We start from the raw sequence: 15,061 nt of genomic DNA, 5'->3' as shown, positions 1-15,061 counted from the left end.
AAGGATAATTATGAGCAAGCTTAACCCGTATTTTGGCGAATTTGGTGGTCAGTACGTGCCCCAAATTCTGGTGCCTGCGCTCGATCAGCTCGAACAGGCGTTTATTGATGCCCAAGACGACCCGAACTTTAAAGACGATTTTATCCGCCTGCTGCAAGAGTATGCCGGACGACCCACCGCGTTGACGCTTTGTCGTAACCTCACCAAGGGGACGAACACCAAGCTGTATCTCAAGCGCGAGGACTTGCTACACGGCGGGGCGCACAAAACCAACCAAGTACTGGGCCAAGCGATGCTTGCCCAGCGTATGGGCAAATCAGAGATCATTGCCGAAACCGGAGCCGGCCAACACGGTGTGGCGACCGCACTGGCGTGTGCGCTATTGGGGCTAAAGTGTCGCATCTACATGGGGGCCAAAGACGTTGAGCGTCAAAGCCCTAATGTGTTTCGAATGAAGCTGATGGGTGCCACTGTGATCCCAGTACATGCGGGCTCTGCGACGTTAAAAGATGCATGTAACGAAGCGATGCGCGACTGGTCAGCCAACTATGATACCGCCCACTATTTGCTCGGCACTGCGGCGGGCCCGCACCCCTTCCCGACCATTGTGCGCGAGTTTCAACGCATTATTGGTGAGGAAACCCGCGCGCAAATTCAGCAAGTAGAAGGTCGCTTGCCGGATGCGGTAATCGCCTGTGTGGGTGGCGGCTCAAACGCGATTGGCATGTTTGCTGACTTTATCGATGACAAAGCTGTGCGTTTAATTGGCGTTGAGCCCGCGGGCAAAGGACTCGATACCGATCAACACGGCGCGCCCCTAAAGCACGGCAAACCCGGTATTTTCTTTGGTATGAAATCCCCATTGATGCAAGACGAATATGGTCAAGTCGAAGAGTCGTATTCTGTATCAGCCGGACTGGACTTCCCGTCGGTAGGGCCACAGCATGCGCACCTTAACGCCATTGGTCGTGCCGAATACCCGGCAGTCACTGACGATGAGGCCTTAGAAGCGTTTCAATCGCTTGCGCGCAACGAAGGCATTATTCCCGCGCTAGAATCTGCCCATGCACTGGCTCAGGCGCAAAAAATGATTGCCGCTGATCCTGAAAAAGAGCAGCTTTTGGTGGTCAACCTATCCGGACGTGGTGATAAAGATATCTTCACTGTATATGACATTCTAGAAGGCAAAGGAGAGCTGTAATGACGGCACCATCAACTCGATATCAAGCGATGTTCGCAAACCTGGATGCCAAGCAGCAAGGTGCCTTTGTTCCTTTTGTCACCTTGGGGGATCCAAACCCAGAACAGTCACTCGCCGTGGTCGATGCCTTGGTTGAAGGCGGCGCCGACGCGCTGGAACTCGGTATGCCGTTTTCCGACCCATTGGCCGATGGCCCTACCATTCAAGATGCCACCATTAGAGCAAGGTCGGCAGGCACCACCCCCGATACCTGCTTCGACATGTTGGCAGCGATACGCGAAAGGCACCCTACCGTGCCGATTGGGCTGCTGATGTACGCTAACCTAGTCTACGCACGAGGTGTTGACGTTTTTTATACCCGCTGCGCGGAAGTGGGCGTCGATTCGGTGCTGGTAGCAGATGTGCCGATTGCTGAATCTGCGCCGTTTCGTGAACAAGCCTTGGCGCATGGCATTGATCCGATTTTTATTGCTCCACCCAACGCAGACGATGCAACCTTAGCTCAAGTGGCGGAGCTGGGCCGTGGCTATACCTATCTGGTATCGCGCGCCGGCGTCACAGGGGCAGAGGCTAAGGCTGGCGCACCGGTTGAACACCTGCTCGGCACCTTACATCATCATGAGGCACCGCGCCCGCTGCTTGGCTTTGGCATCTCAACCCCTGAGCAAGTCAAAGCAGCGATCAGCGCCGGGGCGGCAGGCGCGATTTCTGGCTCGGCGGTGGTGAAAATCATCGAGCAGCATCAAAATGATGTGCCCACAATGCTTCATGCGCTCACTCAGTTTGTGAGAGAAATGAAAGCCGCAACGCAATCATAAAACGACGTCAACCACTAAAACGGGCAGGATTGACTGCCCGTTTAACATCACACACCTACCATCCCTCGCGACAGCGTCATTCACGCGCATCAGGTTTACTGATGTGGCGTATCGTCGCGAGCGAAACCTTAAAAGCATCACCTTGATCAGACTGACTGTCGCGGCTGTCATCACTTTCTAGCGGTGGCCGAGACGCGCCGCGGCTGTGTAGTCGATGGGTCGATGCTTGCATCGAGTCGTGGTAAACACGATATTGGTTTTTACCGCCATGTTTTGCCGCATACATCGCCGTATCGGCATACCTGAGTAGCCTTTCACCACAGATATTATTGTGCCCGAATGCGACGCCAATACTGGCTGACACTTTACATCGATAGCCAAGCAGTACCGACTGTTGCTGAGCAATATTAACCAGTTTCGTCGCAACCTCAACAGGCGTATTTTTCGCTTGATAGGGAATTATCGCCGCAAATTCATCGCCGCCTAATCGCGCGATGACGGCATCACTAGGCAGTTCATCGGAAAAGTGCTTTGCCAGTGTGCGCAAAAACACATCGCCTACATTATGGCCATGCGTATCATTTATCGCCTTAAAACCATCCAAATCGATCACTAAAATAGCCACCCCTTCTGTCGAGGTTGCAAAGCGGTGGTTCAAGGTATCAAACAGCCAATGCCGATTATTCAAGCCGGTCAGTTGATCTTCTCGGGCGAGTTTATAGTAGCGTTTCGCGTCATGCGCAATGAGTAGCATAACCGTTGCCCCAACCGCCATCATCACTAATGTCATCATGGTGGTCAGTTGCCCAAGTTGATTAAGCAGCCGCGTGTGCTCTCGATAACCATTGCCTGGCAATGACAGAGTCTGCCCAAAGTATTCTTCCAGCTGTTGCCGCTGTTGGCGATAGCGCGCCATCACGTCACCAATATTGTGGGTGGAGAAACGTAGGGCATAGAAGCTCGCTTCGCTCGCCTGAAGATCGCGATATATCGTGTTAAGCAACACGCTAGGGTTTGGCTGTGATGCGGTTTGTTCGCTCGCCATTTTGATCGCGACAGGAAAGCGGCTCCACAAGATCTCATGCTGCACCGCCACACTATCAAAGCTGCTCTTTCCGCCTTGGTAGCGAGCCAGCAACGTCATCAGTGCATCGTACTCTTTGGACAAACTCAGCATGTACCACACAAGTTTGCTTTGGCTGCTGGTCAACCGATCCGATAAGCTCGTGATCTTGTGCGTCGTCAACACCACGCCGACTGCCATTAAAGCGATACAGCCGACCAAGATCACGCGCTTAGCAGGCATGATTTTTAGTTGCTTATTTCTCATCATTCCTGCCTCCTCAAGGCTCAACCTCAATGTCTGTTAACTGCCAAACCATCGTCTCGTAAAAGCGATCGGATTGCAGGCGCGGGTAATCATCCAAAGGGTAAACCAACCAAAGTGGCCCTAACGTCCGAATGGTCATCGGTTTACCATTGCGCTCAAACGCAATAATAGGCTGATAGCGTGTCACTACGTCCCGCGTTAAACGTGCCTGATAGCGGTTCATCGCATGAAGCGTCAATGCTTGATAGTGCGATACATTGGCGGCTTCAAGCAGTATTGAAAGTTTGACCCCCCCGAAAGGTTTGCAATCCGGAAGTAAAAGGCGTGTGTGTAGTGATATCGATTTGAGGCAATCTGTTTAATTGTTGACGATCAAAACTGATGCGCTCCCCATCGCCTACCGTGAGAGTCAGTGACACAGGAACACGAAGTGACGCTTGTGCGCTGCCTAGTGCGATCACACAGACAAATAGCACCACGAGATAGGGAACGAATGCGCGCGCCGACGCGCAAAATACCGTTATACAGGTTGGGCATGATTGTACGTTCATCGCTCACCATTTACGTCCTTACGGTTGTCTTTTCTGCTGTCGCTCAACCGTTACTACTCAATAAAAACAGGTTTAGGTTACGTGCCAGACGCAGCCTACCCAAGCGTATTGCGCGCTCAGAATGAGCCACCTATCAGCATCTCACCACGTGTGTGGCGGACTTGCGACTAGTGTGCGTCAAGATGATGCATATTGAACAGCCCTAACAAGCGGGTTTATTGATAATTCGCACAATTGAGACAAAAGGAAGTCAGCGCGATCAGAGCGCACGTCATGAAGGCAAAAAAAGACCCACCAATAAACCACTGGTGGGTCAGAGAGTTAGCTTAGTTCGCGTATTCGCCACGTACCCGCATTAGCCTCGATCGCACTAACTCAGGTCACGCATTAATATCTCGAACTCTTCTTGAGCTTGGTCAATCAATGTCGCGAGCTCGTTGGCATCACGATGGTTCAAAGGTAACGCCCAATTATCATGTTTGCCGGGCTCAATGTGTTCAGCCAACAACTGGGTGATTTTGCCTTTACGCTGAAACGACACTTCATCAAATTCAGCGAGGTGGGGGCTCTCCTCGTCGGCAATGTGCACCGTCACATTGCCATTGGGGATCACCCGCACATGCGCTTGACGCGCGGGGGTGGTGTTTAAGGTGTAACTACGTGAATGGATAGACATGTTAGCCTCCTATCACTCGACTTGGGGCACTGATTAGTATAGTGCGTTGCCAGGAGGGACGGCTGACTATCCGGCTGTGTATTGCTTAAGATCATAGATGGTTACATTCTTGTTGCCTCATCACAAGCAAATACAAATACTTATGCAGTAATACTGCATACGGTAAATGGATTAGCCTGCACGTGTCATCGTGTCTTATCCGACAACTCAGCTTCCTTACAGCAGCGGGCTAAACATGTAAAAGAACTGCTCGATCGGCTTATGATAAAACGGTCTTTGTTGCCAATCGTCGGCACTAATACGGGTCGATTGCGCCAAATAATGACGGTGCAACGTATTAATGCTCGCGCAAAATTCAGGATCGTCGATGGTCAGCGTGAGCTCAAAATTCAGCCACAGACTGCGCATATCGAGGTTGACCGTGCCCACAAGACAGTATTGCTCATCCACCAGCACGGATTTGGTATGCAATAAACCGCCACCAAACCGGTAGATTTCTATCCCTGCTGACATTAAGTCTTCAAAAAACGAGCGGCTCGCCCACTCCACCATCAAGGAGTCATTTTTCTCGGGAATAATCAGCGTGACTGACACTCCGCGCTGCGCGGCCGTTTGTAAGCTCACCATCAGCCCTTCACTTGGTACCAAATAAGGAGTGGTGATCACAATGCTTTTTTCCGCTTGATGGATAGCAAGGGTCAATACCTGTTGAATCATGCCTTCTGGCAAGCCAGGTCCAGACGGGATGGCCTGCACCGCGTGATTGGCGTGCTGGTGATCTTCAATCAGCAAACACTCTGGCGATGATGGCAAGTCGCGGAGTCCAGTCTCTACCTCCCAATCCCATGCAAACACGCTACTTAATACCGGCACCGTGGGGCCAGAGACCCGCACCATCACATCCACCCATTGGCCCACGCCTGCGTCTTGCTTAAAAAAGCGCGGATCCACGAGGTTCATAGAGCCCGTATACGCAATATGATTATCAATGATCGCCACCTTACGGTGCTGGCGAATATCAAGGCGGCGGAAAAACATCCGAAACGGATTCACGGCAAGGGCTTCAATCAGCTCAACCCCGGCTTCACGCATGGCATGTGGCCATTTACTACGGAAAAAAACTTTACTCCCGGCAGAGTCCAACATGATACGCACCGGGATCCCACGCTTGGCAGTGTCACACGCTGCTTGCGCCACTTCATCAGCATGGCCACCTGGGTGCCAAATATAAAACACCATATCGACGCTTTTCTGCGCCTGACGAATATCAAGTGCCACGGACTTCAGAATATCAGCGGGCTCGGTCTGTAAGGCTAGCTGATTACCAGTGAGCTCCGGCACACCAATTCGGGCATGGCAGAGACGGTTGACATGGTGAGATTGTTCATTGATGTGCTGAGGACGATGGGCTGGACACGCTTGCAAGCTCAGTAACCATTGCCGGTAGGGTTCAAACATCGCTTTCGCTCGCATTGCACGCGTTTTGCCGAGGTTGAGCTCACCAAATAGCAGGTAGGCAATGACACCCACAATAGGCAGAATATAAATGATCATTAACCAAGCAATAGAGACTCCCAGTGCGCGGCGCTTGAACACCACTCGCACAGTTACCCCAGCAATGGTTAGCCAGTACACTAATAGCAGCAGTAAGGTTACGATCTCGTAGACTTTTTCCATGCCTAATTGCACACCCTATTAATAACGAACGAAAGCGTGTTCTCTCGCTGTCTCTATTCTGCCTAGCTTGGCACGCGGTGCAAGCCATCATTTGTCTCTATAAAACGACAAGTGGCGGAAAAATCGTGACAAAAACCACAATAAGTCACTAACAAGTACTTTAACGCGTACACCAAAACGTGACTCAGGGCAGCAATGTTAATAATGTGTTAAATCAGTAATTGCGATAGAGAAAGCCACTGTGATACTCACTATAGGTAGCGAATTACCCTTACTAATGACCAAGAAGTAATCACGCGGAGAGAGAATATGGGGAAATACAGCCATATGATGGCATTACGTACGGCATGATCTTCAAATTCTACGCATAAACTGGTTTACTTACGAGTCTTTACAGAGGGAAGCACTTACTTAAGCGTGTAATGATTAGTTTACACCTTAGATGAGTACCTGATGGGCGTCACTGACTATGCGTCCATAAAAATCAATTAATTATCGAATACGATATCGAGTAGGTATGGCAAACACACAACGCGCACAATTTTCATCCCGATTAGGGTTTATTTTGGCGGCAGCCGGCTCTGCGATTGGGCTCGGCAACATTTGGGGCTTCCCCACGCAAACAGCATCAAACGGCGGCGCCGTTTTTCTGTTCATTTATTTAATCATGATTTTTGTCCTCGCGTACCCCCTTTTGGTAGCAGAACTCACTATTGGACGCTATGGCAATGCTAACCCAGTTCGCTCATTATCCTCAGTCGCGGGTGGGCAAAAATGGTTGGGCCGTTTGCTCGGCTTGGTCGGTATGCTCGGGGCAACCGGTATCCTTAGCTTCTATGCCATCGTCGCCGGTTGGCTGGTCGGATTTATGGTGTCACCACTGCTCACCGCGCTGGGCTTTGTCGATGCCGCGAACTGGTTAGAGTCATTCAGCGAAACCCGTAACCTCGCCCTGATGCTGTGCTTTATGGTACCGACCATTTTGGTGGTTCGTAACGGCATTGCTAACGGGATCGAGCGTTGGTCGTCTCGCTTAATGCCAGTGCTATTTTTACTCTTCGTGGTGATGGTGGTGTACATTCTGTTCCAGCCTGGCGCGATTGATGGCTTGAAAATGTACCTGATCCCCGATCCATCACACCTCTCGCCGAGCCTGGTAGTGAGTGCGATGGGACAAGCGTTCTTCTCGCTCTCACTCGGTGTGTGCGTAATGATGGTCTATGGCTCATACCTATCCAAGTCAGCCAGTATCCCTAAAACCGCGGCTCAAGTGGCACTGCTTGATACCGGCATCGCCTTTATTGCCGGGCTATTGATTATGCCGGCGATGTTTGTCGCCCAGCACAACGGGGTGGCGATTTACAGTGAAACCGGTGATCTACTCAGTAGCGATACCCTCGTATTCAGCGTGCTACCTGCCATGTTCGATACCATGGGCAATGCTGGCTTGTTTATCGGCTTCGCTTTCTTCTTGCTGATGGTTATTGCGGCTCTCACATCGGCTATTTCAATGCTTGAAGTGCCCGTGGCTTGTGCAACCGAAGAACTACGCCAATCTCGCGAAAAAGCTGTTTGGTGGATTGGTGGTTTGATCACCCTTGCCTCAGCCACCATTGTATATAACTTTGGCGATCTGTTTGGTCTAGTGGTCACCGTTACCACCGAATACGCGCAGCCTATTCTCGGCCTGCTGTTTGCCTTGGTGGCGGGTTGGCTATGGCACCGCAACGAAATCTTGAAAGAGCTGGTTCAAGGCAGCCCTGAGCTCGGTGAAACCTGGTTTTGGAAAATCTGGCCAGGCTACGTTCGTGTTATCTGCCCAATACTGATGCTATTGGTGTTCGGCTGGGATTGGATTTAATCTTCAACGCGCCTTGGCAGCACCTTTGCCAAGGCGCCTCCGCTTAACCCTTATCCGCTTTAAAATTGTCGTTTCCCCCCTCTCACCCATTTGGTTACACTGCTTACACATTTAGCTTTAAAGCAGCATAGGCACACGATGGCGTTATGAAACAACTGATTGATTTTATTCCACTCATTATCTTCTTCGCGCTGTACAAGTTTTACGATATTTATATGGCAACCGGCGCACTGATTATCGCTACCCTGGTGCAAGTTGCACTGGTATGGGTGTTGTATAAACGCGTCGAAAAGATGCAAATCGTCACTGCCATTTTGGTCGCTATATTTGGCGGCATGACGCTATTTTTTCACGATGACAACTTCATCAAGTGGAAGGTGACTATTGTGTATGCCCTGTTTGCCATTGGCTTGGCGGTGTCCGAGGCGATGGGCAAACCGCTGATTAAAAACATGCTCAGCAAAGAGATCACACTCCCGGAGCGTGTATGGCGCACCATTAATTGGGCCTGGATCGGATTCTTTTCGCTATTAGCGGGCGTGAACATTTATGTTGCTTACAGCATGCCACTTGATGCCTGGGTGAACTTTAAGGTCTTCGGCACCTTGATCCTGACCTTCCTATTTATGATTGCAACTGGGGTGTATATCTACCGCCATATGCCCAAAGAGAGCAACTCAGACCAATAAAAACTTGCCCAAATGCTGTGTTAGCGGTCACAATTCTTACCTTGTTCTATAAAAAAGGGGTCTACCCCCTTTTGCGATAAGATGTGAAGAGAGCCATGCCTGACAATAAAAACAACTGCCCCCGCGGCCAACTGCTGCTTCGTACATTAGCCATGCCCGCCGACACTAACGCCAATGGGGATATTTTTGGCGGCTGGATCATGTCCCAGCTCGATTTAGCTGGCGCGATCCTCGCCAAAGAAATATCGGGGGGACGCGTTGTCACTGTGTCAGTCAATGACATTACGTTTAAATCGCCCGTCAGTGTTGGCGATGTGGTCTGCTGCTACGGGACGTGCCAACGCATCGGCAATACCTCGATTACCATTGAACTTGAGGTCTGGGTTAAGCCCGTCAGTCATGATGAGATTGGCGATCGCAACAAGGTGAGTCATGCAACCTTTAATTATGTTGCGATTGATGAAAACGGCCGCCCCCGCGCGATCAAAAAATAGCACGCTCAACAACTAAAAAGGGCCTGTTACATCACAGGCCCTTGTATATCCGCTCTATCCACAACGCCATCGGCATCGCTACGAGACTAACAACCGCTTTAATTGCGCGACGTGCTGGTCAAAAAGCAATTTATCCGTTTTCTTTCCACTTTTGGCGATGGTCAGCCACTGCACGCCGGTGTCGTCTTGGTGGTTATACTCAATGCGTAACACGTATTTTGCGCTGGTCAACAAAGCTAACAACGCGCCTGCAGCAAAGCCCACGGCAGGCAAATACTCCGCGTAAGGCAACTCACCCACTAACATAAAAAATAAAATGCTCGCGGTTAGCATCCCTAGCCCTAACATCCTCAGCAAGTGATCTTTCCACGTGAGTTCTTCAACGCTAGCATCAACAATATTGCGCATCGCATAACAATCATTATTTACACATAAATGGGTTGGGGTTTGGTTTATTACCACTGACTTTCTCATTTTTATTTCCATATTAAGGTGTGTTATTGAGTCACACTTTCACTGGGCTCACCCCACTGCGGCGCTTATTATGTCTATTTTTACTAACAGAGCGAGTGCGACTAAATGCAAACGTGACCCACAACACTGAACATTTAATGCGTTCCGTGTTAACTGTTTACACACGCGCCTGCTACGCTCAACAAAGCGGTGACTTTGTAGATAACGGACTATCGCATGACCATCCTAACTGGGATCCAACCTGAACTTGATCGACACCAGCTCTCTGAGCTGAATGTCGACCTACTGTCGGCGGTGTTACGCGGCGCAGACATGCTGGTCAGTGGTGATGACAGGCTTGCTAACATCAATCACTTGCTCGCTGAAATTGGGGCCGTAACGCAAGTCAGTCGTGTGTGGGTGTTTCAAGTATTAGCGATCAGCGATACCGATATTTTGCAGGATTATGTCTTCGAATGGGCTAACGAGAAAAAGTACGCGCAAATTCGACTCCCCCATTTTAATCATTTTAGCTCTAGCCTCGCTCACCCCGAATACCGCAAGCTAATTGAAAGCCGACAGCGGGGCGAATACCAATCAGTGATTACTGATCAATTGCCCTCATCCTGGCTCAAACGCTATTTAACACAACAGCGCATTTTATCGATGCTGACTATCCCCATCATTGTCGATAACAAATGGTGGGGAACGCTGGGGTTCGATGATTGCGATCGTGAGCAACGCTGGTCAGAAAGTGATGTGACCTTGCTGCGAGCAACAGGGCATCTGATCGCTAGCACAGTACTAAAAAACGAGCTGTTTTCTAAACAACGACAAATAGAGATCATTAAAGACAATACCCACTGCAGCACTTGGCAAGTAGATGTCCAACGCGGTATCTGCTGGTGCTCATCAGAGATCATCGGCGACAGTGCTACCAGCAGCATTCGTGACTCCCGTACTTATACCAGCCGGCACTGGCTGCGCCGCATTCATCCTCAGTACCGTCGAGAGTTCTTCTCACGTGTACGCCACTTTTTATCTCCTGCTGGCAATGAGCTAAAAATGGACATGCAGGTTCAACGCGATAATGGCGAATATACATGGGTAGAAATCACCACCAATAACGATCCGAAAAATAAGCCTCAAGGTGTGGTCGCCGGTGTGATGTGGGATATCAGTCAGCGTAAGGCGGAAGAGCAAGCATTAATGCGCCAAGCCGCGACCGATCCGCTCACACAGTTATACAACCGCCGCCAGTTTGCCAGCGACCTTGCCCGCGTTAGCGAAAAAGCTCGGTACCGACATCAACCTTTGTCTCTGCTTATTATTGATATCGACCATTTTAAACGCATTAACGACAACTACGGCCATATCGTTGGCGACCAAGTCCTCGAAGCCTTCGCGTCTTTACTCGAAACGCATATTCCTCTGAACAGCAACATTTATCGTATTGGCGGAGAAGAATTTGCTTGTCTGCTAGAAAATACCGATAAAAAGACCGCGCAACGCTATGCCAACCAGCTTTGCGAAGCAATTTATGACCAACACTCGATTCTCGACTACTCCCCCGCTATCCGCGTGTCCGTGTCAATTGGCTGTGCGGAGTTCGACGCCGCCATGCTCGATGCTAAGCACCTCTACCAGCATGCCGACGACGCTTTATATAACGCCAAACTCTCTGGACGCAATCGGGTTGTCAGTTACGCTTAATCTTGCAGGGGCTTTTTCGGTCAGTACACTGACCTCGCCCATCGCCGTTATTCAGTGACGACGGTGATTTGCTAAACTACAAGTAACACATTGAGTTTCATGTCCCCACCAAGGAGCTTCTATGTCAGCTCGTCCCGACTTTCTCGACAACCTCTCTCCCCATCATGGCAAAGTCGTCCCTGGTGTACTCAGCCAAGAGGCACGAACGGCCCTCGCCGCCAAACTCGACGCCATGCCCAATGGCCAAACGTGGTATGCCGACATTTACAAAAAAGCGATCTATGGGCCCATGGTATTCCGCGACCCAGATCTCAACATCGCCGACACCATTGAGGCACTGCTGCCAGACTATCGCATTTTGGCCGATTTATATTTGGAGAAAACGCCTGAGGATCAAGGCTTTCCTTTCCATACTGATTTTGACTCGATTGGTTTCATGGAGCGGCCGGAAGATATGCTCACGGTATGGATCCCGCTGACGCCAGTGAAAGAAGCCGGCTCAGGGCAGTTATCTATCGTGATGGAAGAAGGGGCGGTGCGCCTATCGCTGATCCGTGAAGCTAATCAATTGCACTCGCTGGTGCGCATTGCCGATCCGTCAGTGCCCGAGCACCCGCCGTTTCAAATCACCCAGCAAGAGTATGATTACATGGAGAAAGGTAAGGTGACCCCTGCGTTAGATGCAGGTGATGCGCTGCTGTTTTGTAACGCTTTTTTCCATAAATCAGAGGATGTCTACCAAGGCAAACGCGCGGCCTACATCATGCGCTTGGTACCCAAAGACGCTAAATTTAGCAAAACACGCTTGCTGGCACTGAGAAAGCTCGGACAGAACCTGGCGGTGGTCGAAGAGTTACTGAAAACGCACTATCCAGAGGCGTTGTGAAAACTTAGCGATCCGCCGGATGGTGGATCCCATCCATCACAGGAATATTCTCCAACTCAAACGGATTGACACCATCTAAGCAGGCGATATTGAATCCAAACTCACTCGGATTGGAGCGACGTTGGTGATGGGTGTAAATGCCATTGGGTAACGCGAGGGCTAACACAACCGCCCCGCAGTGGCAGCGGGCCAAGTGTTCGGGTTGGATGGATGTTTGACCGACTTGTTTTATCATGCGCTTCTCTGCTCAGTTTCATGATTATCAAGCGGATAGACTTTCTTAAAACGCTCTAACACCAAAGGGGATTGAGTTGTAAACGGCACGCCGAGGGCCTGCCCCTCTTGCTCAAAAAATGCCAGATGCGCCTGCCGCCACCACGCATAACTCTTGTCGCCTTCACCTTCCGCCGCGGCGAATTCAGCAGTCACTTGATCAAACGGGCACTCGCTCACCTCAGTCACCTTAATAATACAAACCGGCTGCTGCGCCCAGTTAAGCACCACGGTTAAACGCCCCACTTGCGGGTAAGGTTCGTTTTCTATCTCGTAGCATGCTTTTAAGCTGCACGATGCTCGTTTTATGCCTTGATCAATCAAACGGGCGCATTCGTTAGCATTGTATTCATCCGCACAAAAGTACTCGGCAATCGTTTCAGGCACGGCCTGACGCTCGGCGTCACTTAGAGTGGCAAGATAGGCGTTTAAAAATGCCTGTTGTTCTATATTCATAAGCATCCTTGTTTATTCAATCATCCAATTCGCAGCGCCAGCTCCCGCCTCCTGAAAGCGAAGTTTTATTGGATAGGTGTCATCACAGCCTTCGACAATCCATAGCTCCCGCCAAACCCTTGTGCCTACCTCGCCTGACGGCATTTCCCGCACATAAGGCACAAATTCCTCTGGCTTCTCACAGCCTTGAGATGCCACCGTAACCAGCACCCCTGCCATCGCATCTTGGATCAATTTTTGATTAGCTAGCGATCCTTCTTGGATCGCTCCTTCTGGCAGCGACTGCGCCATCGATGACCAAGAAAGCATCAAGGCAAAGGTGGCAAGTAAGGCGCGTGAACGGTCATTCATGATGATTAACTCCAATATCAACTTGTATAGATAAACAAAACTTCTGATGACGCTATTATCTCAACAACCCTATGCTTTTAATGTCACACTCATCTCCGCGTTAACCGAGTGACCCTTACGCCTGACTGTGTCTAATAGGCTTATGGTGGCCTTTTACACACAATAAATAGGCCCAAGCAATGAGTATCACCTGCAGAGGGCCGCGTATTAAAAGATAGCTCGGCCCCCATTGATGCCCACCAAGGCCTATCCCATTGACTGCGGCATAAACATTCGCTGGAAAGAAAGCGATAAACACAACAATAGCAAGTTTTGCAGCGAGAGGCTGATACTGTGGAAAAAAAAGCGCGATGCCAATTAATAGCTCAATCAACCCCGTGAAATAGACTAACTCCAAACGAAGTGGCACCCATGTAGGCAGCATTTCTACCATGCCCTCAGCTTTAACAAGGTGTCCAATAAAAAAGAATATAAAAGCGACTCCCAGCCCCCAACACGCATACTTGCTCACGTTCAAAAACGTGCCATTCAATTTTGAATAAATGAAGGCAATGGCCAACGGGCTGGATAAAAGCACTAAAATAATGATTGGTGTTATCATGTTTCCTCCTTGAGTCATGAATTTTTTGAATCTGCTTAAATTTTTATTTCGCGTGATGTTGATCCACTTTAACGGACACGTCTTTCGTTAAGTACATTGTTTTTCAAAGGTTGCTATTAAGTCTTTTATTAAGCTCCCATAAGGCTATTCTGTTTGAGTCATATTTCAAAAGTTCACTCGCCTCTTGAAAACCACACCAACGAAATTTTGTATGCTCATTTGATAGCTGAGGCTCAGTAGACACCCGAACCGAAAAAGAATATTCAGGCACAACAAACTGATGATTAGTCCAATTTTCATGACCAGCATAGTACACTTTTGGGAGCATACACATTGAGTCCAATTGCTGCCAAGCACAGCCAATTAAACTAGTTTCTTCTTTAAGTTCACGCTTTGCTGCCTCGAGAATGGATTCACTATCTTCACCACCGCCTGAAATAGCTTGCCATACACCATTATCACTTCGTTTTCCGATTAAATAACGAGGTTGTTCATTGAGTATTTGATACGGAAATACTAATACTTGAAATGGTGCTCTCATTGATTTTTCCTCTACTCGTATAACGCTGAGCACAGTTGCAAAAATACATGGCGCTACATTTTGGGCACCAAAATTCGTGACATGTATTTTTGTTAATTGATGCGATTTGTTATGCCCGCCGTTCAGAGAGCACTTCTTTGAATGCAAATATACCATTTAGTGCTGCTGGAAAACCGGCATAGACTGACATTTGTATAATTACTTCTTTCAGCTCTGTCTCTGAACAACCAACATTAAGAGCTGCATGTAAATGAACTTTTAATTGCGGTATGCAATTACCCATTGCAGTTAAGGCTGAAACAGTAGCTAATTCTCTTGATCTCAAATCTAACCCTGAACGAGAATAAATATCTCCAAATGGGTATTCGATTGTGTATTTACCCAAATCAGGACAAATATCTTCTAGGCTATCGATAACTTTTTGCCCAGCTTCACCATCAATTTCTGATAATAGCGCTAAACCTTTGTTGAAACGTGAATTTTCCATTTT

At 49.3% G+C, this 15,061-nt stretch carries 18 protein-coding genes; 7 read left to right on the top strand and 11 right to left on the bottom strand.

Going from position 1 to position 15,061, the window contains the following annotated elements; all coding sequences use genetic code 11:
• Positions 1–10: 10 nt before the first annotated feature.
• Positions 11–1,201, top strand: coding sequence for a tryptophan synthase subunit beta (trpB, locus tag N8M53_RS05210; RefSeq protein WP_269579730.1), 1,191 nt, complete (start codon positions 11–13; stop codon positions 1,199–1,201).
• Complete coding sequence (gene trpA, locus N8M53_RS05205) at positions 1,201–2,019, top strand: tryptophan synthase subunit alpha (protein ID WP_269579729.1); 819 nt, start codon at positions 1,201–1,203, stop codon at positions 2,017–2,019. Before trpB ends, trpA begins: the two co-directional genes overlap by 1 nt.
• Before the next feature lie 76 nt (positions 2,020–2,095).
• Here the strand turns inward: trpA and N8M53_RS05200 are convergent, their stop codons facing one another.
• The 4 genes from N8M53_RS05200 to cls form a co-directional block, all read right to left on the bottom strand.
• On the bottom strand, positions 2,096–3,352 hold the full coding sequence (locus N8M53_RS05200) for a GGDEF domain-containing protein (RefSeq protein WP_269579728.1): 1,257 nt from the start codon (positions 3,350–3,352) through the stop codon (positions 2,096–2,098).
• A 10-nt stretch (positions 3,353–3,362) separates the two neighbouring features.
• On the bottom strand, positions 3,363–3,572 hold the full coding sequence (locus N8M53_RS05195; protein ID WP_269579727.1) for a hypothetical protein: 210 nt from the start codon (positions 3,570–3,572) through the stop codon (positions 3,363–3,365).
• 698 nt (positions 3,573–4,270) lie between these two features.
• Complete coding sequence (locus N8M53_RS05190) at positions 4,271–4,576, bottom strand: hypothetical protein (RefSeq protein WP_077668568.1); 306 nt, start codon at positions 4,574–4,576, stop codon at positions 4,271–4,273.
• A gap of 216 nt (positions 4,577–4,792) precedes the next feature.
• The gene (gene cls, locus N8M53_RS05185; protein ID WP_077668569.1) at positions 4,793–6,253 is read right to left on the bottom strand and encodes a cardiolipin synthase; all 1,461 of its coding nucleotides are present in this window, start codon (positions 6,251–6,253) and stop codon (positions 4,793–4,795) included.
• 517 nt (positions 6,254–6,770) lie between these two features.
• Here cls and N8M53_RS05180 point away from each other — a divergent pair.
• The 3 genes from N8M53_RS05180 to yciA all read left to right on the top strand — a co-directional run bounded on the left by N8M53_RS05180 (position 6,771) and on the right by yciA (position 9,297).
• Positions 6,771–8,114: a sodium-dependent transporter gene (locus N8M53_RS05180; RefSeq protein WP_077668570.1), complete on the top strand. Its 1,344-nt coding sequence runs from the start codon at positions 6,771–6,773 to the stop codon at positions 8,112–8,114.
• A 146-nt stretch (positions 8,115–8,260) separates the two neighbouring features.
• Positions 8,261–8,803: a septation protein A gene (locus tag N8M53_RS05175; protein WP_077668571.1), complete on the top strand. Its 543-nt coding sequence runs from the start codon at positions 8,261–8,263 to the stop codon at positions 8,801–8,803.
• Positions 8,804–8,898: 95 nt separating this feature from the next.
• Positions 8,899–9,297 (top strand): acyl-CoA thioester hydrolase YciA, encoded by a 399-nt coding sequence (gene yciA, locus N8M53_RS05170; RefSeq protein WP_025674456.1) that lies wholly within the window; start codon positions 8,899–8,901, stop codon positions 9,295–9,297.
• Between the two features lie 78 nt (positions 9,298–9,375).
• Here yciA and N8M53_RS05165 read toward each other — a convergent pair whose 3' ends face one another.
• Positions 9,376–9,771: a DUF6232 family protein gene (locus N8M53_RS05165; RefSeq protein WP_269579726.1), complete on the bottom strand. Its 396-nt coding sequence runs from the start codon at positions 9,769–9,771 to the stop codon at positions 9,376–9,378.
• A 216-nt stretch (positions 9,772–9,987) separates the two neighbouring features.
• Here N8M53_RS05165 and N8M53_RS05160 point away from each other — a divergent pair, with 216 nt between their 5' ends.
• Together N8M53_RS05160 and N8M53_RS05155 are read left to right on the top strand one after the other, a co-directional pair.
• Positions 9,988–11,463, top strand: a complete 1,476-nt coding sequence (locus N8M53_RS05160; RefSeq protein WP_269579725.1) for a sensor domain-containing diguanylate cyclase — start codon at positions 9,988–9,990, stop codon at positions 11,461–11,463.
• A gap of 121 nt (positions 11,464–11,584) precedes the next feature.
• On the top strand, positions 11,585–12,349 hold the full coding sequence (locus N8M53_RS05155; RefSeq protein WP_269579724.1) for a hypothetical protein: 765 nt from the start codon (positions 11,585–11,587) through the stop codon (positions 12,347–12,349).
• Between the two features lie 4 nt (positions 12,350–12,353).
• Here the strand turns inward: N8M53_RS05155 and N8M53_RS05150 are convergent, their stop codons facing one another.
• From N8M53_RS05150 to N8M53_RS05125, 6 genes are all read right to left on the bottom strand, one after another.
• On the bottom strand, positions 12,354–12,584 hold the full coding sequence (locus tag N8M53_RS05150) for a hypothetical protein (RefSeq protein WP_269579723.1): 231 nt from the start codon (positions 12,582–12,584) through the stop codon (positions 12,354–12,356).
• Complete coding sequence (locus N8M53_RS05145; protein ID WP_269579722.1) at positions 12,581–13,078, bottom strand: ASCH domain-containing protein; 498 nt, start codon at positions 13,076–13,078, stop codon at positions 12,581–12,583. Before N8M53_RS05145 ends, N8M53_RS05150 begins: the two co-directional genes overlap by 4 nt.
• Before the next feature lie 12 nt (positions 13,079–13,090).
• The gene (locus tag N8M53_RS05140; RefSeq protein ID WP_269579721.1) at positions 13,091–13,429 is read right to left on the bottom strand and encodes a hypothetical protein; all 339 of its coding nucleotides are present in this window, start codon (positions 13,427–13,429) and stop codon (positions 13,091–13,093) included.
• 115 nt (positions 13,430–13,544) lie between these two features.
• Entirely contained in the window at positions 13,545–14,030 is a 486-nt protein-coding gene (locus N8M53_RS05135; RefSeq protein WP_269579720.1) for a hypothetical protein, read from the bottom strand.
• Between the two features lie 103 nt (positions 14,031–14,133).
• Complete coding sequence (locus N8M53_RS05130) at positions 14,134–14,571, bottom strand: NUDIX hydrolase (protein ID WP_269579719.1); 438 nt, start codon at positions 14,569–14,571, stop codon at positions 14,134–14,136.
• Positions 14,572–14,680: 109 nt separating this feature from the next.
• Positions 14,681–15,058, bottom strand: a complete 378-nt coding sequence (locus N8M53_RS05125; protein WP_269579718.1) for a carboxymuconolactone decarboxylase family protein — start codon at positions 15,056–15,058, stop codon at positions 14,681–14,683.
• Positions 15,059–15,061: the final 3 nt, after the last annotated feature.

The organism is Salinivibrio kushneri, from assembly GCF_027286325.1.
In the GTDB taxonomy this organism is placed as follows: Bacteria; Pseudomonadota; Gammaproteobacteria; order Enterobacterales; family Vibrionaceae; genus Salinivibrio; species Salinivibrio kushneri_A.
This window is presented reverse-complemented; position numbering and strand designations above follow the sequence as displayed.

Coding starts and splice junctions, on each gene's coding strand:
- N8M53_RS05190 (WP_077668568.1), bottom strand. CDS start 4,576: ATGTCTATCCATTCACGTAGTTACACCTTAAACACCACCCCCGCGCGT.
- trpA (WP_269579729.1), top strand. CDS start 1,201: ATGACGGCACCATCAACTCGATATCAAGCGATGTTCGCAAACCTGGAT.
- yciA (WP_025674456.1), top strand. CDS start 8,899: ATGCCTGACAATAAAAACAACTGCCCCCGCGGCCAACTGCTGCTTCGT.
- N8M53_RS05165 (WP_269579726.1), bottom strand. CDS start 9,771: ATGAGAAAGTCAGTGGTAATAAACCAAACCCCAACCCATTTATGTGTA.
- N8M53_RS05180 (WP_077668570.1), top strand. CDS start 6,771: ATGGCAAACACACAACGCGCACAATTTTCATCCCGATTAGGGTTTATT.
- trpB (WP_269579730.1), top strand. CDS start 11: ATGAGCAAGCTTAACCCGTATTTTGGCGAATTTGGTGGTCAGTACGTG.
- N8M53_RS05155 (WP_269579724.1), top strand. CDS start 11,585: ATGTCAGCTCGTCCCGACTTTCTCGACAACCTCTCTCCCCATCATGGC.
- cls (WP_077668569.1), bottom strand. CDS start 6,253: ATGGAAAAAGTCTACGAGATCGTAACCTTACTGCTGCTATTAGTGTAC.
- N8M53_RS05130 (WP_269579719.1), bottom strand. CDS start 14,571: ATGAGAGCACCATTTCAAGTATTAGTATTTCCGTATCAAATACTCAAT.
- N8M53_RS05175 (WP_077668571.1), top strand. CDS start 8,261: ATGAAACAACTGATTGATTTTATTCCACTCATTATCTTCTTCGCGCTG.
- N8M53_RS05145 (WP_269579722.1), bottom strand. CDS start 13,078: ATGAATATAGAACAACAGGCATTTTTAAACGCCTATCTTGCCACTCTA.
- N8M53_RS05135 (WP_269579720.1), bottom strand. CDS start 14,030: ATGATAACACCAATCATTATTTTAGTGCTTTTATCCAGCCCGTTGGCC.
- N8M53_RS05200 (WP_269579728.1), bottom strand. CDS start 3,352: ATGATGAGAAATAAGCAACTAAAAATCATGCCTGCTAAGCGCGTGATC.
- N8M53_RS05195 (WP_269579727.1), bottom strand. CDS start 3,572: ATGAACCGCTATCAGGCACGTTTAACGCGGGACGTAGTGACACGCTAT.
- N8M53_RS05125 (WP_269579718.1), bottom strand. CDS start 15,058: ATGGAAAATTCACGTTTCAACAAAGGTTTAGCGCTATTATCAGAAATT.
- N8M53_RS05160 (WP_269579725.1), top strand. CDS start 9,988: ATGACCATCCTAACTGGGATCCAACCTGAACTTGATCGACACCAGCTC.
- N8M53_RS05150 (WP_269579723.1), bottom strand. CDS start 12,584: ATGATAAAACAAGTCGGTCAAACATCCATCCAACCCGAACACTTGGCC.
- N8M53_RS05140 (WP_269579721.1), bottom strand. CDS start 13,429: ATGAATGACCGTTCACGCGCCTTACTTGCCACCTTTGCCTTGATGCTT.